Origin of the sequence: Amycolatopsis sp. FBCC-B4732 (genome assembly GCF_023008405.1) — a bacterium.
Classification (GTDB): Bacteria; Actinomycetota; Actinomycetes; order Mycobacteriales; family Pseudonocardiaceae; genus Amycolatopsis; species Amycolatopsis pretoriensis_A.
In genome coordinates, this window is record NZ_CP095376.1 from 2,459,251 (window position 1) to 2,477,411 (window position 18,161).

Sequence of the window (18,161 nt, forward strand, 5' to 3'; positions counted from 1 at the left end):
TCGTGGTGGGTCACCGGTGGGGTGCGGGGTGGAAGGCGCAGCTCAGCGGCACCGGCGACCGGGTGCGCAAGCTCAGCCAGGTGAAGCCGCCCCAGCGCCCGGACAGCGTGCCGGGCGGGACGTCGATCGACCAGGGCCGCCCGCTCATGCCGGTGCCGGCCGCCTTGACGCACGCCTCCTGCACGGTCCACACCCAGGCGAACTCCTTCGCCCGCAGGAGCCGCGGCAGCCCGGCGACGGCGGCGGCGTGCGAGCCCAGGCACCGGCGGACGGCCGAGTCGCTCAGCCGGTCCGGCGGCAGCTGGACGTCGACGCCGACGTCCCCGTGCGCGCAGACGGCCGCCGCGATCCGCTCCCCGTCGTGGGAGACGGTGATGCCGGGCAGCGCGAGGTCCGGGGCGCCGTGCAGCCGGGGCTTCCCGGCCGGGTCGGCGTGGACGGGCAGCGCGGCCAGGTCGGGCCGCACCCGCCGGAGCAGGCGCCGGAGGAGGTGCCGCCCGGCGAGGAATTCGGGGCGGTGCCAGGCCGGCCGGGTGGCGGCTTCGGCGAGGTCGTCCGGGTGGACGGGTCCGTCGCCGAGGTCGGTGCGGTCGGCCGAGGCGACCCAGACGCCGGGAGCGACCTGGGTGCCGTCGGCGGTCACTTCGGGGTGACCGTGGGGGTCGACCCGCGGCTCGCCGAGGCCGGCGACGGTGACGGCCTGGCGGCGGGCGGCGGCGTATTCGCGGGAGAGCGCCGTTCCAAGGCCCGCACTTTCACGTGAAAGTGCGGGGGTGGTACCCGGGGGCGCGGCACTTTCACGTGAAAGTGCCGGTTCGAGGCCCGCACTTTCACGTGAAAGTGCGGGGGTGGGGGTGCTTTTGCGGGGAGGTGCGGGGGCGTGCCTGGCACCGTCATGGGAAAGCCCGAGGTGGTCTCGCGCCGGCCCGCCGTCCGCTCGGGTGCTCATGTCCGCAGCTCCGTGAGCAGGGACTCGGCGTCGTCGGCGATCGCGCCGAGCATCAGCTCGGTCACGCCGCCGCCGATGCCGAACACCGCCGCCTCCGCGCGGACCAGCTGGAGGCCGTCGTCGGCGAAGCCGTCGGCGCCGCGCCAGCGGGCGCAGCTGGACAGGACCTCGTCGGCCGTCAGGCCGATCGACGCCTTCAGCAGGGCCGCGCTCGTCGTGTCATGGTCCGTCACCACCCGCTCGCCCAGCGCCTCGTGCAGCGCGCGCAACGAGCGCACCCGCACCAGGCAGGCCGCGAACTCCTGGCGGATCGAGTCGTGGTCCCACAGCGCGCGGCCGTCGATCTCCCGCCGCGTCAACGACTCCCGCGTCTCCGCCAGCACCCGGCTGGTGAGCGCGGTGGCCCACTGGGCGCCGGCGAGGCGCTCGGTGCCCATGTGCCGGGCGAACAGCGCCAAACCGCGGCCCTGCCGGCCGAGCACCGCCGACGCGGGCAGCCGGACGTCGCAGAACTCGACGTGGCCGATGCCCGCGCCCGCCAGGAGCGTCGTCGTCGCCGGGGTGACGCGCACGCCCGCCGCGTCCGCCGGGACCAGGACCCAGGTGAAGGCCGTGAAGTGCCGCCCGGGCCGGTGCCGGGCCAGCACCAGGAAGTACGCCGCCCGGGTCGCCGTGGTCACCCACCGCTTCCCGCCGTCCAGCCGGACCGTGTCGCCGTCGAGCTCGACTTCGGTGCCGAGCCCGGTGAGGTCGGAGCCGGCCGCCGCGGTGTCCGTGGCGGCCAGCGCGACCTCGCAGTCGCCGTCGGCGACGCGGTCGAACTCCGGCCCGGTGCCGGCGGCCAGGATCGGCAGGGCGCTCGCCGACTGGACCAGCACGCTCAACGTGATCCCGTTGTCACCGCGGGCGTCGACCTCGCGCAGGGTGGCCGCGAGCCGCGCGGGGTCGGCGACCAGGCCGGTCGGCGTGCGCTGCCGGTACTGGTCGCGCAGCACGCCGGCCGAACCGAGCCGCCGCCACACCCGGGCGCCGCCGGCCGCCGCATCCACAGTGGACAGCACGCCGCCGTCCAGGAGGGCTGTGTCAGGCAAAGCGCACCTCCTGGTCGAGGAGGGTGAGCCGGCCGTCGGCGAGGTGCAGCCGGTCGTTGCTGTAGTTCAGCACCGCCGAACGCAGGTCCCGCAGCGACTGCTCCAGCCGCGTGGGGGAGTCCCGCAGGTAGCCGTGGCGCATCCCGATCGCGTCGACCAGCTCGTCGACCGCGCGGTAGCACTCCTCGGCCGCGGTGATCTTCACGGCGTTGATCAGCAGCTGCACCTTCGGCACGCTCAGGTCCGCGGTGGTCTCGACCACCTGGCGAGCGTGCCCGATCAGCGCGTGCACGGTGTCCAGCCGCTGGCGCGACCGCGACAGCCGCGTCAGCAGCAGCTCCGAGTTCAGGTCCGTCTTGCCGCGGCTGCCGCGCACCGACGCGATCACCCGCGACAGCGCCCCGGCCGCCGTGCCCAGCCAGCAGGACGCCCAGCCGAGGTGGGCCAGCGGCCCGAACACGGTGGTGACGATGGTGTGGAAGTCGCCGTGCCGCCCGACGACCTGGTGGGCGGGCAGCCGGCCGCGCAGCTTCATGGCCCCGCTGTCGCTGGCCCGCATGCCCAGCGGGTTCCAGCCACCGGCGGGCTCGATCTCCACCTGCTCGCGGGACGCGTAGACCAGCGACACCTGGTTGTCGGCTTCGGAGTCCGGCGACCGCATCGTGATGAGGAACCCGTCGGCCTGCTTGCCCCCGGTGACGATCGGGGCGAAGCGGTCGACGAGCAGCTCGCCGTTCTGCCACGCGGCGGCGGACTCGGCGGTCAGGAGGTGCCCGCCCTTGCCCGCCTCGGTGGTCACCGAGCCGAGGTAGAGCCGGCCCGCGGCGATCTCCGGCACGAGCTCCGCGCGCAGCTTGCCTTCGGCGTGCGCGAGCACGGCGGCGACCTGCTGGCAGTGCATCGCGAAGATCATCGCCAGCGACATGTCCACGCGGCCCAGCTCGGTGCTGGCCTCGAGCACGTCGGCCAGCGATCCGCCGAGCCCGCCGTCTTCGGCGGGCACGAGCAGCCCGAGCAGTCCGGTCGCGCGCAGCTCGTCGAGCGCCTCCACCGGGAACGTCGCTTCGTCGTCGGTCCGGCGGACGTGCTCCTCGGCGACCTTGGTCACGCGCCCGACGAGTTCGGCGAGCGGGGCGGTGGTCATGACGAGACCCCCTCGCGCTCGAGCTGGGCCTGCACGGCGGTCCACAGCGTGCCGCCGGTGGCGAAGGTCGCGTCGGTGATGTCCTCGTCCGGCAGGGAGACGCCGAAGACGTCCTCGATCTCGAACAGCACGTTGATCGACTGCATCGAGTCGAGCCCTCGCTCACGCAGGGAGTCGTCCGGGCCGAGCTCGCGGCCGTTGAGGAACTTCAGGTACGGGGTCAGCAGTTCGGCCATGCGGGGGTCCATGTTCACTCCTCATCTCGGGGGTCAGTGGTCCTGACCAGTTCCACGCGGGAGGTCCGCGCGGGGGCGCCGGGGCGGTCGCCGTCGACGACGACCTCCGCCGGCAGGGGGTGGCCCAGGAAGGCGACGAGGCTGGCGTACAGCCCGTAGGCGCCGACGTTCGGCACCGCGACCAGGTCGCCGGGGCTCAGTTCGGGCAGTTTCGCGGTGCGCGCCCAGGTGTCCAGCGGCGTGCACAGCGGACCGGCGACGAGCGCCTCCAGGACGTCCGGGCCGCCCGGGCCGAGCAGGCGGGGTGCGAGCGGGGGCAGCCGCCGCATCCCCGACATGCCGCCGAGGTGGTTGATGCCCGACTCCAGCACGACGATGTCCTTGCCGTGCGAGCGCTTGACGTCCAGCACCGCCGTGACCAGAGTGCCCGCTGTGCCGACGAGATAACGCCCGGATTCGAACACGATTTCCGGGCCTTCTTCGCGCCAGCCCGGCAGTTCCTCGGCGAACAGCGTCTCAAGGCCTTCACGCAGCCCGGGCAGGTCGACGGCGGTGCCGTCCTTCGCGAACGGGGCACCGAAACCGCCGCCCAGGTCGAGGGTCCGGAAGCGGACCCCGTGCGGTGCCAGGGCTTCCCGCAGCCGCGCGGCGGTGGCCAGCGCGCGGCGGAACTGCCCGAGCAGGTCGTCCACTTCGGTCAGGTTGGTGCCCATGTACAGGTGCAGCCCCACCGCCTCGGCGTGCTCGTCGCCGGCGAAGCGGGCGGGTTCGGCGACGATCCAGCCGGTGTCGGCGCCGAACTGCGAGGGCACGCCGGTCATCGCCAGGCCCTGGCCCGGCACCGGCTGGTCGTCGTTGACGCGCAGCAGGTAGCGGGCGCGGACCCCGGCCTCACCGGCGAGCCGGTCGAGCTGGGTGATGGCGTGCGGGGAGTCCACGGAGAACTCCCGCACGCCGGCCCGCAGCGCGGCCGTGATCTCGGCGTCCCGCTTGGCGGGTCCGGTGTAGAGCACCTGCGTGCCCGGCCAGCCGGCGTCGAGCGCGGCCCGCAGCTCGCCCGTGGAGCAGACCTCCGGGCGGGCACCGGCTTCGCGCAACGTGCTCAGCACGTCCGGGTGCGGGTTGGCCTTGAGCGAGTACAGCAGCCCGGTGCCCTCGGGCAGGGCGCCGTCGAGCCGCCGGTGGTTGCGGCGGACCTTGGCGAGGTCGTAGACGTAGGCGGGGGTGGACAGCCCGGCGAGTCCGCCGGGCAGCTCCGCGAGCCCCGCGGGTCGCTCAGCGAGCAGCTCCACCGGACACCTCCTCGGCCATCGACGCCAGCGCCGTGCGGTCGACCTTCCCGTTGCCGGTCAACGGAAGCGTCTCCACGCGCAGGCAGCTCGCCGGGATCTTGAACTCCTCGATCCGGGTGCGCATCCCGTCGAGCACGCCCTCGGCGGCCAGCTCGCCGGTGACGAACAGCCAGGCCGGCCGGGTGTCCTTCGGGACCAGCACCGCGGCTTCGCGGACACCGGGCACCCCGCGCGCGGCGGACTCGACTTCCGTGGCGCTGACGCGGAACCCGCGCTCCTTGTAGATGTCGTCGCGGCGGCCGTCGAAGTAGAGGTAGCCCTGCTCGTCGAGCCGGCCGTAGTCGCCGGTGCGCAGCTCCGGGAACAGCCCGTCCACCCGCGGGAACTTCTGCGCGGTGAGCTCGGGACGGCGCCAGTACCCGGCCATCACGTTCGGGCCGCGCACCACGATCTCGCCGACCTCCCCGGCGGGCAGCCGCTCGCCGGCGTCGTCGATGACGAAGACCTCCGTGCCGGGCAGGGCGCGGCCGCTGGAACCGGGCCGGTCCAGATCGCCGTCCACCGGCATGATGGTGGCGCGCTTGCACTCGGTCAGCCCGAACATCAGCTGCACGCGCAGGCCGGGGATGGCCGCACGCAGGGATTCCAGCGTGCCGGTGGGCATCGCCGCGCCGGTGTTGGTGAGCAGCCGCAGGTCGGGTGCGGGCTTCGGGCGGCGCCGCAGCAACGCGCTGAGCGCCTCGGCGACGGCCGGGACGGCGGGCAGCACGGTGGCGCCCGAGCGCACCAGGTTGCCGACCAGCGACGGTCCCACCTCGGTGGGGGCGCCCAGCACCAGGTTCGACCCCGCCGTGACGGACAGGAACACCTGGTACAGGCCGTAGTCGAAGGACAGCGGCAGCGGGCTGTAGACGACGTCGTCGGTGCGGTACTCGAGCACCGACGCGATCGCGCCGGTGGCGAACAGCAGCTGCTGGTGCGTGCTGACCACGGCCTTGGGCAGGGACGTCGTGCCCGAGGTGTAGATCAGGCACACCGGGTCGACCGGCAGCGGGGGAGCGGGTAGGTCGACGGTCCGGCCCGGACCGGCGGCCAGCTCCGCCACCGAAGCCGTCGGGACGCCGGCGGCTTCGGCCGACTTCCGCACGTCCTCGTCGTCGGTCACCACGAGCACCGGCTCGGAGTCGGCGAGCACGTGGTCGAGGCTGCTGCCGCGAACCTGTTCGTGCAGCAGCGAAAACGCGACCCCGGCCCGGGCGGCGCCGAAGACCACGGCGGGCAGCAGCGTGCTCGCCGGGGCGTTGATCAGCAGCCGGTCGCCGCGGCGGGCGCCCCGGACGGCGAGCGAAGCCGCGACCCGCTGGGCGGCGCCGGCGAGCTCCTCGTAGGTCGCCGAGGTGCCGCGGCAGGTCAGCGCGGTCCGGTTCGGCCACAGCCGGGCGGCGTGGTCGAGCAGTTCGTGGAGCACTCGCGGTGCGTAGGTCATCGGGTTCCTCCTGCGGCCAGGACAGCCCGGCACAGGCCGTCGACGTGGGTGAGTTTTTCCGGGACCAGGTCCTCGGCGGCGAATTCGACGCCGAGGTCGCTTTCGATCCGCTCGACGATCTCCATCATGCGGAACGAGCTGAAGCCGGGGATCTCGCCGAGCGTGCGGGCGTCGGCCGGGGGCGGGGTGCCCAGCACGGTCCCGATCACCGCGGTGACGGAGTCGCGCACCCCGGTCGGCACCTCGTCGTTGTCCACTGTGGACACGACGACCGGCTCGGTGGGCTCGGTGAACGCGACGTGGTCGGTCGCGAGGCACTCGAGGAGCCGGTCGTACACCGCGCGCGGTTCCGCCCGGCCCGCGGAGACCCGGCGGCTCGCCAGGTAGACCTGCTTCGCGAGCGCGTTCCACTCGTCGAGGTGCGCCCGGACGGTGTCGGTGTCCAGTCCCATGGCCGCGGCGTGCAGGTGGCGGCTGCGGCTCAGCAGCCACGTCTGCAGCGTCAGCCCCCGCACCGCCCGCACCCGGTCCGGGTGGTCGGCGTAGGCCGCGACGTACGTGCCGGCGTCGGCCAGTTCGACCAGCGGCGTCCGGTCGGCCGGACGGTCCCCGGCGGCGATGTCGAAAGTCAGCGCGCCTTCGGGAAGCGCTTCCGCGAGCTCCTCGCGGCTGAGGGGCCACCGGCCCGGCCGGGCCGCGCCCCACTGGGTGTCGTTGTGGTAGCCGTCCACGACGGCGACGCCGTCGCCGTCCGGCTCGACCAGGAAGCTGTGCTGCAGGTGCTCCTTGCGGTGGTAGGGGACCCACGGCAGGTGGTAGGCGTCAGCCACCGCGTAGCAGCCGGTGCCCGGTTCGAGTTCACCGGCGGAGGCGATCCGCGCACGGCGGGTGACGCGCAAGCCCAGCAGCGCGGCGGACTCGGCCACCTGCGAGTCGACCTGCGGCTCGACGGTGGGGAGCGCGTCCGCGCCCGGGCGGGGCCAGAAGCGCAGGACGCGGCCCATCGCGAGATGGGTGCCCGGGCCGTGCAGGCGGTCGGCGAGTTCGGCCAGGTTGACCTGGACGCAGTCGAAGAGGCGGTGGTCCAGCTGCTCAGCCATGGTGACCACTCCCCGCGACCGCCAGTCCCTGGACCGGCTTCAGCCGATCCATCGCCGACACGAGCGCCTGCTCCGCGGGCGGCTCGGCGGTGAGCTCGCCGTCGAGCAGCTGCTGGTAGGCCGATAGGTCGAGGTAGCCGTGCCCGCTCACGCAGGCGACCACGCCGCGGTCCGACCCGCCGTCGGTGGCCAGGCGCGCGGCGACGGCCAGCGCGTGCCCGGATTCCGGTGCGGGGAGCACCATTTCCGACCGCGTGAAGGCCCGGCCGGCCTCCAGCGCCTCGACCTGGCCGACGGCCTGCGCGGTGACCTGGTCCCGGTGCCGCATGGCGGAAATGACCTTCGCGGCACCGTGGAAGCGCAGGCCGGCCGAGTGCGAGTCGGGGATCGGGTAGCTGGAGCCGATCGTGTACATCGCCTCCATCGGGCTGACCCCGGTGGCGTCGGTCTTGTCGTAGGCGTAGACGCCTCGGGTGAGCTTCGGGGTGGTGCTGGACTCCGCGGCCACCAGCCGCGGGCACTCCGCCCCGGTCGTCGCGGCGTCGGCGAAGAAGGGCAGCGCGATCCCGCCGAAGTTCGAGCCGGCGCCGACGCAGCCGACCACACTGTCCACAGTGGCCTCCAGCTCGGCGAGCTGCTCGATGGTCTCCAGCCCGATCACGGACTGGTGCAGGATGCTGTAGGTCTCGCCGCTGCCGATGCAGAACGCGGCCCCTTCGGTGCGCCCGGCGTACTCGACGGCTTCCCCGATGGCCAGCGCGAGGCTGTTCACCCCGCCGCCGACACGGGCGGCGACGTCGGTCAGGTCGCTCGGGCTGGCGTGCACGGTGGCGCCGAGGGCCCGCATCAGCGTGCCCCGGTAGGGCTTCTTCTGCAGGCTCGTGCCGACCATGAACACCCGGCAGCGCAGCCCGAACATCGTGCAGGCGGCGGCGAGCGCGGTGCCCCACTGCCCGGCCCCGGTGCCGGTGACCAGCTCCTTCACCCCGGCCTTGGCGTAGTAGTGGGCCTGCGCGAGCGCGGTGTTCAGCTTGTGGCTGCCGGAGATGTTGCCGCCCTCGTACTTGACGTAGATCGGCACCCGCGCGCCGATGGCGTCCTCGAACCGGCGGGCCCGCCACAGCGGGGTGGGCCGGAAGCTGCGGTAGGCGTCGAGCACCTCGGCGGGGATGTCCCAGAACTCGCGGTTCTGGGTGGACTGGCGGACCAGCGCGAACGGCAGGTTCACCGACACGCCGGCGTCCGAGCCGCCCGCGGGCGACTCCGGGCTCCGGTCCGGGGGCAGCGGCTCGTCCAGGTGCGGCAGCACGCTGCGCCAGCTGGTGGGCAGGGAAGTGCGGCTCATCGCAGTGCCTCCGTTCCGGTGGCGCCTTCGGCGACGACGTCGACGAGGTCGTCGACGGTCTTGAACGTGCGGCCGACGAACAGGTCGTCGGGCAGGGTCACATCGAGCGCGTCTTCGAGGTGCACGAGTATGCCGACGAACCCCAGCGAGTTGAGGTGCAGCAGGTCGCCGTTGAGCGGTTCGTCGTCGTGGATCTCCTCCGGTGCCAGCGAAAGCCGGGATTCGGCGATCACCACGCGTTTGACCGAGTCGGAGACCGTGGTGCGATCGGGTCCGGTCGTCATCGTTGCCCTCCAAGGGGTTTCGGGGATCGGTTTCGTGCTCCGGTCAGGAATTCGTCGAGGTGGGCGAGTACGTCGGGTAGCGCTTTCCCGTCGAACACGTCGAAGTGGCCACAGTCCAGTTCGCGGACCCGCAGCCGCGGGGACAACCGGGTCCAGTTCTCGACCTGGGTGTCGCGGTGCGGGCTCGCGCAGGCCATCAGCAGCGCCGGGCCGGGGTGGGTGCTGGTCACCCGGTGCCGTCCCGACGCGGTGACGTGCGCGTGGGCGGTGGCTTCGGCCCAGCGCTGGTCGCGGGGCGCGACCTTGGCGTGCACCGACCGCATGATCCGCTCGACGACGTCGGCGCGGTGCACCGAGCCGAACTCGTCGCGGCGGGTGAAGCTGTCGATCATCACGACGGCGGGAGCGGGCCCGGTCCGGGCCAGGCGTGCGCCCAGTTCCCAGGCGAGGACGCCGCCCATCGACCAGCCGATGAGCAGTTCCGGGCGGCGGGGCAGGGTGTCCAGCAGCGGCAGGTACCTCTCGACCATGGTCTCGATGTCGTCGTCGGGCCGCTCACCGGCGAACAACCCGCCGGCCCGGATCCCGCTCACGCCGTTGCGGCGGCCCAGCCGCACGGCCAGCGGGGTGTAGGGGCTCAGGCCACCGCCGCCGGGGTGCACGAGCACCGCCTGCGACGCTTGCGGCCGCCGGCTGAGCGGCAGCAGCAACGGCGGCGGCGCCGTCGTCAGGGTCGGCATCAGCTCGCCTCGCGCAGCCGGCCGTTGGCCTCGATCACCCAGCAGTAGTTCACCAGCGCGGCCAGCGTGATCGGCCCGCGGGCGTGCAGCCTGCTGGTGCTGATCGCGATTTCCGAGCCCAGCTCCAGGGTCGGGCCGTCGTTGAGGCGCAGGGAACCGTTGACGACGATGGTGGCCGCGTCGACCCGGTTCGTGAACTCGCCGGTGACCGCCGGGTCGGTCGCCGCGATCGCCTCGCTGTGGCCGGAACCGTGCTGCTGGATGAATTCCACGGCCTCGCCGGGGGAGTCCACCGCCACCACACCGATCGTGCTGTCGAGGAACTCGCGGCCCAGGTCGTGCGCGCCCAGCGCTTCCACCCGCCAGTCGCCGGTCGTTTCCGGCTGCTGCAGGCCTTCGCCGACGCGGATGGTCAGCGGGCGGCCGTCGTGGCGGGCGCCTTCCAGCAACGCCTTCACGAACTCGTCGGCCACCGGCCGGTCGACCAGCGCGATCTCCAAGGAGGTGCAGCCGGCCGGCGCGGGGAGCTTGCTGTCCAGCGCGATCTCGACCGCCTGGGCCAGGTCGGCGCTCGAGTGCACGTAGAGGTGGTTGACGCCGCCGCCGCTGGCCAGCACCGGGATGGTGCTCGCGCGGTGGCAGTAGTCGATGAGGGACGGGCTGCCGCGCGGGATGAGCACGTCGATCGCGTCCGGGCGGCGCAGCAGGTCGCGCAGCACCGAGCGGCTGGGGTCGTCCAGCACGGAGACCAGGCCCGCCGGCAGTCCCGCGTCCGCCAGCGCGGTGGAGACGGCGGCGCCGAGCTCGGTGTTGGTCCGCGCGATCTCCTTGCCACCACGCAGGATCACCGCGTTCCCGGCGGCCACGTTCAGCAGCGCGCCCTCGACGGTGACGGTCGGCCGGGCCTCGAAGATCATCAGCACCACGCCCAGCGGCCGCGGCACGCGGTGCCGCACGCCCCAGTCGCCGATCGGGGTGCCCGGCGGGCGGCTGGTCAGCTCGTCCAGTTCGCCGGCGACCGTCGAAGTCAAGGTGACCAGTGCGGCGAGGTGGTCCTCGGTCAGCCGGAGCCGGTCGACGAGCACGTCGGGCAGGCCTTGCTCCCGCGCTCGTCCGACGTCGGTGTCGTTCGCTTCGCGGATCCGCGGCCACGCGGCGGTGAGCCGGTGGGCGAGCGCCGTGCAGAACCGCCCGTACGCCTCGGTGCCCAGCGGCGGTGCCGCGGTCGTCGCCGCACGTGCGGCGACGATGATCTTGTCGACCATTGTTCTCCCGATCTCGATTTCCCCCGTCGGATACCTCACGCTCCCAGCAGGAAATGATCCGGGCAAATGTGATCATGGACCGTTTGATGGGCTCATCAATACTTTTGATGAGCCCATTCGTGGCCCCTTCATTCGCGGCTTCAAACGTTGACTACGCGGAAATTTGCTTGGAGTGTCTTGAGGCATGGAACATCGACGACTCGGCCGCAGCGGCCTCTCCGTGAGCAGGATTTCGTACGGCAATTGGATCACCCACGGTTCGCAAGTGGCGGAAGAACAGGCCAGGAAATGCGTGGAAGCGGCGCTGGACGCCGGCATCACCACGTTCGACACCGCCGACATGTACGCGAACACCCGCGCCGAAGAGGTGCTGGGGCGCGCGCTGTCCGGCCTCCGCCGGGAGAGCCTGGAGATCTGCACCAAGGTCTACTGGCCGACCGGCCCCGGCGGCCCCAACGACCAGGGCCTGGGCCGCAAGCACATCATGGAGTCCGCGGACGGTTCCCTGCGCCGCCTCGGGACCGACTACCTCGACCTCTACCAGGCCCACCAGTTCGACCCCACGGTCGAACTGGAGGAGACCATGCTGGCCTTCGCCGATCTGGTGCGCCAGGGCAAGATCCTCTACGTCGGCGTCTCGGAGTGGACCGCCGAGCAGATCACCCGCGCCGCCGCGCTGGCCCGCGAGCTGCGGATCCCGCTGATCGGCAGCCAGAACCAGTATTCGATGCTGTGGCGGGTCATCGAGAGCCAGGTCATCCCGGCCTGCGAGCGGGAGGGCATGGGCCAGCTCGTCTGGTCCCCGATGGCGCAGGGCGTGCTGACCGGGAAGTACCTGCCGGGCAAGCAGCCGCCGGCCGGTTCCCGCGCCACGGACGGCGAAGGAAGCAGCTACATGGTCCGCTGGCTGCAGGACGACGTGCTGCGCCGCGTGCAGGAACTGCGCCCGGTCGCCGAGCAGCTCGGCCTGACCATGGCGCAGCTGGCCCTCGCGTGGGTGCTGCAGAACCCCAACGTCGCCACCGCCATCACCGGCGCCTCGCGCCCCGAGCAGCTCACGGACAACCTCAAGGCCGTGGACGTCGTGCTCGACGACGCCGTGATGCAGAAGATCGACGAGCTGCTCGACGGCGTCAGCCGCTTCGACCCGACGTTCATCGGCGTGCCGCTGACGGCCCTCGTCTGACCCAGGGAGGACCCGTGCCGGACACCGAGTGGGCCTACGACGGGAAGCGGTACCGGATGCACCGCTTCCCCGCGGAAGTGCGGGCCCGGATGAAACCCCTCAACCGCAGCGACAACTGGCACGCCGGGCTCGCCTGGCTCGAGGACGTCGGGTGGATCGCGGCCTGCGTGTGGCTGTGCGTCGCGGTTTCGTGGTGGTGCTACCCGCTCGCGGTGCTGGTCATCGGCGCCCGGCAGCGGGGGCTGTCCACGATCCTGCACGATTGCGCCCACGGCGTCGGGGCCGCCGACCACCGGGTGCGGATGCTGCTCGGCACCGTGCTCACCGCGTACCCGATCTTCCAGCAGCACTACGCCTACAAGGTTTCGCACGTGTTCACCCACCACCCGCGGCTCGGCGACCCGGACCGCGACCCGGACCTGCGGTTCTTCATCGAGCAGGGTGCCTACCGGGCCGCCTCGCCGCGGACCTACGTGCGCCGGGTGGTGCTGATGCCGCTGTTCGGCACGCAGACCTGGGCCTACCTGCGCTACCTCGTCCGCAACCGGTACCGCGTGCTGCGCGAGGGCCGCGGCCCGGAGGCGCCGCAAGCGGTCCGCGGTCCCAAGCGGGCGTTCGACCGCGCCGGGTTCTGGCTGTTCTGGGCCGCCGTCGCCGGCGTGTGCTGGGCGCAGGGGTGGACGCTCGAACTGCTGCTGTTCTGGTTCGTGCCGTACCTGACGAGCTTCCAGATCCTGGGCTGGTACATCGAACTCTCCGAGCACACGCCGCTCGTCCGCGACGCGCGGGTGGACCTGCACATGACGCGCAACCGCAAGAGCCGCGGCTGGGAGAAGTTCCTCACCGGCATCCACAACGACAACTACCACCTGGAACACCACCTCGATCCGCGCACGCCGTTCTGGAACCTCGGCAAGGCGAGGCGGGTGCGGCTGGCCGATCCGGACTACGCCGCGGTCGACGCCGTGCTGGGCGGGCTGTTCACCCGCGGTCCGCAGGGCCAGCCCAGCGCCGTCAGCGCGATCGTCACGTCCATGTCCGAACCGAGGGAGCTGTCCCATGCCGGTCACTGAACGCCCCGCCAGCACGCCTAAGCAGTTCCGGCGGGCCGAATCCGCCGTGATGCACGCGGGCGCCGAGCTGCGCGCCGGCCCGACCGCGCCGGTGATCACGCCCATCTTCCAGACCGCGGCCTACGAGCTGCCCGACACCGGTGCGGCCGCGGGCATCTTCGAGCTGAGCGAGGACGGGCACGCCTACACCCGCCTCAACAACCCGACCTGCGACGTGCTGGAAGCGCGGATCGCCGCGGTCGACGGCGCCCCGGCCGCGCTGGCCGTCTCCACCGGGCAGGCCGCGACCACGGTGGCCCTGCTGAACCTCTGCCAGGCCGGGGACAACATCGTCAGCTCCGACGAGCTCTACGGCGGCACGTGGAACCTGCTGGCCAACACCTTCAGGCGGTTCGGCGTCGAGACCCGGTTCGTCAGCCCGGAAGACCCGAAGAACTTCGCCGCCGCCACCGACGAGCGCACCCGCGCCTACTTCGGCGAGACGCTGCCCAACCCGAAGCTGCGCATCTTCCCGATCGAAGACGTCGCCGGGCTCGCCGAACAGGCGGAAGTGCCGCTGGTCCTGGACAACACGCTGCTGCCGATGGTCTGCAACCCGCTGGACTTCGGCGCGAACATCCTCGTCTATTCGGCGACGAAGTACATCGGCGGCCACGGCAGTGCCCTGGGCGGGCTCATCGTGGACGGCGGCACCTTCGACTGGACCCGCCACGCCGCGCGGCACCCGCTGCTGACCGAGCCCGACCCGGCGCACGGCGGCGCGGTGTGGACCGAGACCGGCGCCGGGCTCGACAGCGCGCTGGGCCGCAGCCCGTACCTGCTCAAAGCGCGGGAAACGCTGCTGCGCGACCTCGGGGCGTGCCTGAGCCCGTTCAACGCCTTCCTGCTGATCCAGGGCATCGAAACGCTTCCGCTGCGGATGCGCGCGCACGGCGAGAACGCGGCCGCGGTGGCGAAGTTCCTCGACGCGCACCCGGCGGTGGCCTCGGTCAGCCACCCGACGCTGGCCGGCGGCGAGCAGGAGGAACTGCTGCGGCGCTACCTCGGCGGCAACGGCGGGCCGCTGGTGCAGTTCGAGCTCACCGGCGGGCAGGCGGCCGGCCGCCGGTTCATCGAAGCGCTCCGCCTCTTCGCGCACGTGACCAACATCGGCGACGTCCGGTCGATGGCCACGCACCCGGCGTCCACCACCCACGCCCAGCTGCCCGAAGCCGACCAGCTGGCGGCGGGCGTCACCCCGGGCTCGATCCGGCTTTCGCTGGGCCTGGAGCACCCGGACGACCTGCTCGAAGACCTCACCCGCGCGCTGGCGGGGGCCCGGTGAGCGCCCGGCCGCTGGTCGCGCTCGCCGCGTCGGCCGAACCGATCGGCGTGGTGCCGCACCTCGCGGTGCGCGAGGTCTACGTCCGGGCGCTGGAACGGGTTTCCGGCTGCTCGGTGGCCGTCGTCGGTGGTCCGGCCCCGGACCTGGCGGAGCTGCTCGGCCGGTTCGACGGCGTCGTCTTCGGCGGCCACGAGACCGACGTCCAGGCCGCCCGCTACGGCGGTCCGCCCCAGGACGGGCCCGTCGATCCGGCCCGCGACGAACTCGCGCTGCGAGTGCTGCCGGCCGCGCTGCGGGCGGGGGTGCCGGTGCTGGGGATCTGCCGTGGGCTGCAGGAGCTGAACGTGGCACTGGGCGGCACGTTGCGCGACCTGCCAGGCGACGAGCACCGCGAGGACCTTTCCCAGCCCCGCGACCGGCAGTACCTGCCCGCGCACGACGTCGACCTCACCGAAGGCGGCGTGCTGCGGCAGCTGCTTGGCTATGCGCGCGTGCCGGTCAACTCGCTGCACCACCAGGCGATCGACCGGGTCGCGCCGGACCTGCGGGTGGAGGCGGTGGCCGCGGACGGCGTGGTCGAGGCCGCCTCGGCGGGCGACGGGTTCTGCCTCGCGGTGCAGTGGCACCCGGAGTGGTACGCCGAGACGGACCCGGTCTCCACCGCGATCTTCCACGGGTTCGGCGTGGCGGCCCGGCTCGCCGCCGGGCAGCGTGCTCAGGGAGTTCCCCTGCCCCGTCCCATGTCCAGCATCGGCATGAACAGCTGAGCGAGCGGCCCGATCGCGCAGGCGTACAGCAGGGTCCCGATGCCCACGGTGGCGCCGAGCGCGAACCCGATCACCAGCACCGCGATCTCGATGCCCCAGCGCACCGCCCAGATCGGGTGCCCGCGCCGGGCGAGCCCGGTCATCAGCCCGTCCCGCGGGCCCGGGCCCGCCTGCGCGCCGATGTAGCAGCCGGTGGCGAACCCGTTGAGCACGATGCCGGCGATCAGCACGACCCAGCGCAGCCACAGCTGGCCGAACGGCGGCAGCACCGCCAGCGCGAGGTCCATCGAGGTGCCGACGAGCAGGACGTTGCACAGCGTGCCCAGCCCCGGCTTCTGCTTCAGCGGGATCCACAGCAGCAGCACGGCGGCGCCGATCAGGTTGGTCCAGACGCCGATGCTGAGCCCGGCCGTGCGGGTCAGCCCCTGCGCGAGCGCGTCCCACGGCTCGACCCCGAGCCCGGCGGCGACCACCATCGCGTCGCTGAAGCCGTAGAGCACCAGCCCGGAGAGCAGCTGGGACACCCGCCGGACCGGCCGCCCGGGTGGCACCAGCGGTGACTGCACCAGTTCGGCCACCCGCACGCGTGCTCCCCCCGTTCGCCGGCACTTCGCCCTGCCAGGGTAACGGCGGCGAGGCTCGCCGGCCGGGCGGCGGGCGCTCGACCGTCCACACCGGACAGCCGGCCCGCGGCGCACCGCGGGCCGGGTTGTGCCAGGGTGGCGGGGACCACCTCCGAAAGGGAACCGATGCACCGGCTCACCGTGCTCTACCCGCCGCCCGCCGACGAAGCCCACTTCCGGGAGTACTACGCCGGCACCCACCTGCCGCTGGCCGCGAAGCTGCCCGGCCTCCTGCACTCGGAGTACTCCTTCGACGTGGCCTCCCTGGCGGGGGAGCGGAAGTACTTCGCCGTGTTCCACGCCGACTTCGAGTCAGCGGAGACGATGGCGACCGCGCTGGGTTCCGAAGCGGGCAAGGCTGTGGCCGCCGATGTTCCCCACTACGCCACCGGCGGCGTGGAGATGATCCACTACCCGCTCAGCGGCGGCCGCTGATCGTGCTCGCGCCGGCGTAGCGCGCCTCCGAACCGAGCTCCTCCTCGATGCGGATGAGCTGGTTGTACTTGGCGGTGCGGTCGGCGCGCGACAGCGAGCCGGTCTTGATCTGGCCGCAATTGGTGGCGACGGCGAGGTCGGCGATCGTGGTGTCCTCGGTTTCGCCGGAGCGGTGGGACATGACCACGGAGTAGCCCGCCTTGTGCGCGGTCTCGACCGTGGTCAGCGTCTCGGTGAGGGTGCCGATCTGGTTGACCTTGACCAGGATCGAGTTCCCGATGCCGCGCTCGATGCCGTCGTTCAGCAGGTTCACGTTGGTGCAGAAGACGTCGTCGCCGACGAGCTGCACGCGGTCGCCGATGGTGTCGGTGAGCTGCTTCCAGCCGTCGTAGTCGTCCTGGGCGAGGCCGTCTTCGATCGAGACGATGGGGTAGCGGGCGGTCAGGTCGGCGAGGTAGGCGACGTGCTCCTCGACGCTGCGCTTGCGGCCCTCGCCGGTGTAGTCGTAGACCTCGCCGGTGTAGAACTCCGACGCGGCCGGGTCGAGCAGCAGGGCGATGTCCTCGCCGGGGGTGTAGCCGGACTGCTCGATCGCGCGCAGCACGAACTCGAGCGCCTCGTCGGCGGAGCTGAGGTTGGGCGCGAACCCGCCTTCGTCGCCGACGTTGGTGCTGTGCCCGGCGTCGTGCAGCGACTTGCGCAGCGTGTGGAACACCTCGGAGCCCATCCGCACGGCCTCGGCGAACGTCGGCGCGCCGATCGGGCCGATCATGAACTCCTGGAAGTCGATCGGGTTGTCCGCGTGCGCGCCGCCGTTGATGATGTTCATCATCGGCATCGGCAGCAGGTGGGCGAACACGCCGCCGGCGTACCGGTAGAGCGGCAGCGAACTGGCGGCCGCGGCCGCCTTGACCACGGCGAGCGACACACCCAGCGTGGCGTTGGCGCCGAGGCGTGCCTTGTTCGCGGTGCCGTCCAGCGCGATCAGCGCCCGGTCGACCTCGGCTTGCGCTTCGGCGTCCAGGCCCACGACCGCTTCGGCGATCTCGGTGTTGACGGCGTCGACGGCCTTGCGCACGCCCTTGCCGTGGAACCGGGCCTTGTCCCCGTCACGCAGCTCGACCGCTTCCCGGGTCCCGGTGGAGGCGCCCGAGGGTACCGCGGCCCGCCCGAGCGACCCGTCCGCCAGCTCGACGTCGACCTCGACGGTCGGGTTGCCGCGGCTGTCCAGAACTTCGCGGCCCTTGACCCGGACGATGGCAGTCATTGCGCTCCTCGGTGAGTTCGCCTAACGGGGGCGGCGCCACGGTGAGCCGCGAGACAGGGGCGAGGCTAGCAGAAATCTCTGAATCGATCCCGAACTTTCCGCGGCGACCGGTCGGCCGATTCGGCAGCCCCCAGCGTTCGGATTAGAGTCGGGTCTGCCGGCAATGCTCAGCAGAGGAGTTCGCATGCAAGGAGTAGACCCCGCGGTGCCGCCCAGTGGCCCGGGCTGCGCGGACTGCGACGCCGCGGACCCGCAGGGCTGGTGGTTCCACCTCCGCCGCTGCGCGGAATGCGGCCGCATCGGCTGCTGCGACTCGTCACCGGGTCAGCACGCGAGCGCCCACGCGGCGGCCTCGGGCCACCGGATCGTCCGCAGCTTCGAGCCGGGCGAGGAGTGGTTCTGGGACTACGAGGAAGAGACGATGTACGAGTCCGGCCCCACGCTGGCGGCCCCGGAACACCACCCCCTGACCCAGTCGGCCCCGGGCCCGGCCGAGCGGCTGCCGGAGGACTGGCCCCAGCACCTGCACCGCTGAGGGGGATGGCCCGCGGAGT

The 18,161-nt window shown here is 72.6% G+C and carries 19 protein-coding genes; 6 read left to right on the forward strand and 13 right to left on the reverse strand.

All coding sequences use genetic code 11. The features are described from left to right. Positions 1-10: 10 nt before the first annotated feature. The 11 genes from MUY14_RS10525 to MUY14_RS10575 are packed head-to-tail and all read right to left on the reverse strand — an operon-like array spanning position 11 to position 10,932. A complete protein-coding gene (locus MUY14_RS10525; protein ID WP_247022767.1) occupies positions 11-949 on the reverse strand; it encodes a 4'-phosphopantetheinyl transferase superfamily protein in 939 nt (312 codons plus the stop codon). Continuing rightward, entirely contained in the window at positions 946-2,040 is a 1,095-nt protein-coding gene (locus tag MUY14_RS10530; RefSeq protein WP_247022768.1) for an acyl-CoA dehydrogenase family protein, read from the reverse strand. The genes MUY14_RS10525 and MUY14_RS10530 overlap by 4 nt, the downstream gene beginning before the upstream one ends. Next, positions 2,033-3,184: an acyl-CoA dehydrogenase family protein gene (locus MUY14_RS10535; RefSeq protein ID WP_247022769.1), complete on the reverse strand. Its 1,152-nt coding sequence runs from the start codon at positions 3,182-3,184 to the stop codon at positions 2,033-2,035. The genes MUY14_RS10530 and MUY14_RS10535 overlap by 8 nt, the downstream gene beginning before the upstream one ends. Then, the gene (locus tag MUY14_RS10540; protein ID WP_247022770.1) at positions 3,181-3,432 is read right to left on the reverse strand and encodes a phosphopantetheine-binding protein; all 252 of its coding nucleotides are present in this window, start codon (positions 3,430-3,432) and stop codon (positions 3,181-3,183) included. The genes MUY14_RS10535 and MUY14_RS10540 overlap by 4 nt, the downstream gene beginning before the upstream one ends. Before the next feature lie 2 nt (positions 3,433-3,434). Continuing rightward, positions 3,435-4,712, reverse strand: a complete 1,278-nt coding sequence (locus tag MUY14_RS10545; protein ID WP_247022771.1) for a type III PLP-dependent enzyme — start codon at positions 4,710-4,712, stop codon at positions 3,435-3,437. Next, complete coding sequence (locus MUY14_RS10550; protein WP_247022772.1) at positions 4,696-6,198, reverse strand: class I adenylate-forming enzyme family protein; 1,503 nt, start codon at positions 6,196-6,198, stop codon at positions 4,696-4,698. The genes MUY14_RS10545 and MUY14_RS10550 overlap by 17 nt, the downstream gene beginning before the upstream one ends. Next, complete coding sequence (locus MUY14_RS10555) at positions 6,195-7,298, reverse strand: acyl carrier protein (RefSeq protein ID WP_247022773.1); 1,104 nt, start codon at positions 7,296-7,298, stop codon at positions 6,195-6,197. The genes MUY14_RS10550 and MUY14_RS10555 overlap by 4 nt, the downstream gene beginning before the upstream one ends. Further along, positions 7,291-8,643 (reverse strand): TrpB-like pyridoxal phosphate-dependent enzyme, encoded by a 1,353-nt coding sequence (locus tag MUY14_RS10560; RefSeq protein ID WP_247022774.1) that lies wholly within the window; start codon positions 8,641-8,643, stop codon positions 7,291-7,293. The genes MUY14_RS10555 and MUY14_RS10560 overlap by 8 nt, the downstream gene beginning before the upstream one ends. Next, positions 8,640-8,927 carry an acyl carrier protein gene (locus MUY14_RS10565; RefSeq protein ID WP_247022775.1) on the reverse strand — a complete coding sequence of 96 codons (288 nt, stop codon included), beginning with the start codon at positions 8,925-8,927 and terminating at the stop codon, positions 8,640-8,642. Before MUY14_RS10565 ends, MUY14_RS10560 begins: the two co-directional genes overlap by 4 nt. Then, the gene (locus tag MUY14_RS10570; RefSeq protein WP_247022776.1) at positions 8,924-9,667 is read right to left on the reverse strand and encodes an alpha/beta fold hydrolase; all 744 of its coding nucleotides are present in this window, start codon (positions 9,665-9,667) and stop codon (positions 8,924-8,926) included. Before MUY14_RS10570 ends, MUY14_RS10565 begins: the two co-directional genes overlap by 4 nt. Beyond that, positions 9,667-10,932, reverse strand: a complete 1,266-nt coding sequence (locus MUY14_RS10575; protein WP_247022777.1) for a glutamate-5-semialdehyde dehydrogenase — start codon at positions 10,930-10,932, stop codon at positions 9,667-9,669. The genes MUY14_RS10570 and MUY14_RS10575 overlap by 1 nt, the downstream gene beginning before the upstream one ends. Positions 10,933-11,116: 184 nt before the next feature. Here MUY14_RS10575 and MUY14_RS10580 point away from each other — a divergent pair, with 184 nt between their 5' ends. Genes MUY14_RS10580 through MUY14_RS10595 form a run of 4 tightly spaced genes read left to right on the forward strand, consistent with a single transcriptional unit; the run spans position 11,117 to position 15,282 of the window. Continuing rightward, a complete protein-coding gene (locus MUY14_RS10580) occupies positions 11,117-12,118 on the forward strand; it encodes an aldo/keto reductase family protein (protein WP_247022778.1) in 1,002 nt (333 codons plus the stop codon). A gap of 14 nt (positions 12,119-12,132) precedes the next feature. Next, a complete protein-coding gene (locus tag MUY14_RS10585; RefSeq protein ID WP_247022779.1) occupies positions 12,133-13,191 on the forward strand; it encodes a fatty acid desaturase family protein in 1,059 nt (352 codons plus the stop codon). Then, positions 13,178-14,515 (forward strand): O-acetylhomoserine aminocarboxypropyltransferase/cysteine synthase family protein, encoded by a 1,338-nt coding sequence (locus tag MUY14_RS10590; RefSeq protein WP_247022780.1) that lies wholly within the window; start codon positions 13,178-13,180, stop codon positions 14,513-14,515. The genes MUY14_RS10585 and MUY14_RS10590 overlap by 14 nt, the downstream gene beginning before the upstream one ends. Further along, the gene (locus MUY14_RS10595; RefSeq protein WP_247022781.1) at positions 14,512-15,282 is read left to right on the forward strand and encodes a gamma-glutamyl-gamma-aminobutyrate hydrolase family protein; all 771 of its coding nucleotides are present in this window, start codon (positions 14,512-14,514) and stop codon (positions 15,280-15,282) included. Before MUY14_RS10590 ends, MUY14_RS10595 begins: the two co-directional genes overlap by 4 nt. Here the strand turns inward: MUY14_RS10595 and MUY14_RS10600 are convergent. Further along, complete coding sequence (locus MUY14_RS10600; protein WP_396126845.1) at positions 15,231-15,860, reverse strand: YitT family protein; 630 nt, start codon at positions 15,858-15,860, stop codon at positions 15,231-15,233. The two genes, MUY14_RS10595 and MUY14_RS10600, sit on opposite strands and share 52 nt — an antisense overlap. A 171-nt stretch (positions 15,861-16,031) precedes the next feature. On the opposite strand from MUY14_RS10600, the gene MUY14_RS10605 reads away from it, so the two are divergent. Then, complete coding sequence (locus tag MUY14_RS10605) at positions 16,032-16,340, forward strand: EthD family reductase (RefSeq protein WP_247022783.1); 309 nt, start codon at positions 16,032-16,034, stop codon at positions 16,338-16,340. Here the strand turns inward: MUY14_RS10605 and eno are convergent. Beyond that, positions 16,324-17,607 carry a phosphopyruvate hydratase gene (eno, locus tag MUY14_RS10610; protein WP_247022784.1) on the reverse strand — a complete coding sequence of 428 codons (1,284 nt, stop codon included), beginning with the start codon at positions 17,605-17,607 and terminating at the stop codon, positions 16,324-16,326. The two genes, MUY14_RS10605 and eno, sit on opposite strands and share 17 nt — an antisense overlap. 184 nt (positions 17,608-17,791) lie before the next feature. On the opposite strand from eno, the gene MUY14_RS10615 reads away from it, so the two are divergent. Continuing rightward, a complete protein-coding gene (locus MUY14_RS10615; RefSeq protein ID WP_247022785.1) occupies positions 17,792-18,142 on the forward strand; it encodes a UBP-type zinc finger domain-containing protein in 351 nt (116 codons plus the stop codon). Positions 18,143-18,161 lie beyond the last annotated feature (19 nt).

Bases quoted from the DNA above. Each gene is read 5' to 3' on its own strand.
- MUY14_RS10525 (WP_247022767.1), bottom strand. From the start codon at position 949: ATGAGCACCCGAGCGGACGGCGGGCCGGCGCGAGACCACCTCGGGCTT.
- MUY14_RS10535 (WP_247022769.1), bottom strand. From the start codon at position 3,184: ATGACCACCGCCCCGCTCGCCGAACTCGTCGGGCGCGTGACCAAGGTC.
- MUY14_RS10540 (WP_247022770.1), bottom strand. From the start codon at position 3,432: ATGGACCCCCGCATGGCCGAACTGCTGACCCCGTACCTGAAGTTCCTC.
- MUY14_RS10550 (WP_247022772.1), bottom strand. From the start codon at position 6,198: ATGACCTACGCACCGCGAGTGCTCCACGAACTGCTCGACCACGCCGCC.
- MUY14_RS10555 (WP_247022773.1), bottom strand. From the start codon at position 7,298: ATGGCTGAGCAGCTGGACCACCGCCTCTTCGACTGCGTCCAGGTCAAC.
- MUY14_RS10560 (WP_247022774.1), bottom strand. From the start codon at position 8,643: ATGAGCCGCACTTCCCTGCCCACCAGCTGGCGCAGCGTGCTGCCGCAC.
- MUY14_RS10565 (WP_247022775.1), bottom strand. From the start codon at position 8,927: ATGACGACCGGACCCGATCGCACCACGGTCTCCGACTCGGTCAAACGC.
- MUY14_RS10570 (WP_247022776.1), bottom strand. From the start codon at position 9,667: ATGCCGACCCTGACGACGGCGCCGCCGCCGTTGCTGCTGCCGCTCAGC.
- MUY14_RS10575 (WP_247022777.1), bottom strand. From the start codon at position 10,932: ATGGTCGACAAGATCATCGTCGCCGCACGTGCGGCGACGACCGCGGCA.
- MUY14_RS10580 (WP_247022778.1), top strand. From the start codon at position 11,117: ATGGAACATCGACGACTCGGCCGCAGCGGCCTCTCCGTGAGCAGGATT.
- MUY14_RS10590 (WP_247022780.1), top strand. From the start codon at position 13,178: ATGCCGGTCACTGAACGCCCCGCCAGCACGCCTAAGCAGTTCCGGCGG.
- MUY14_RS10605 (WP_247022783.1), top strand. From the start codon at position 16,032: ATGCACCGGCTCACCGTGCTCTACCCGCCGCCCGCCGACGAAGCCCAC.
- eno (WP_247022784.1), bottom strand. From the start codon at position 17,607: ATGACTGCCATCGTCCGGGTCAAGGGCCGCGAAGTTCTGGACAGCCGC.
- MUY14_RS10615 (WP_247022785.1), top strand. From the start codon at position 17,792: ATGCAAGGAGTAGACCCCGCGGTGCCGCCCAGTGGCCCGGGCTGCGCG.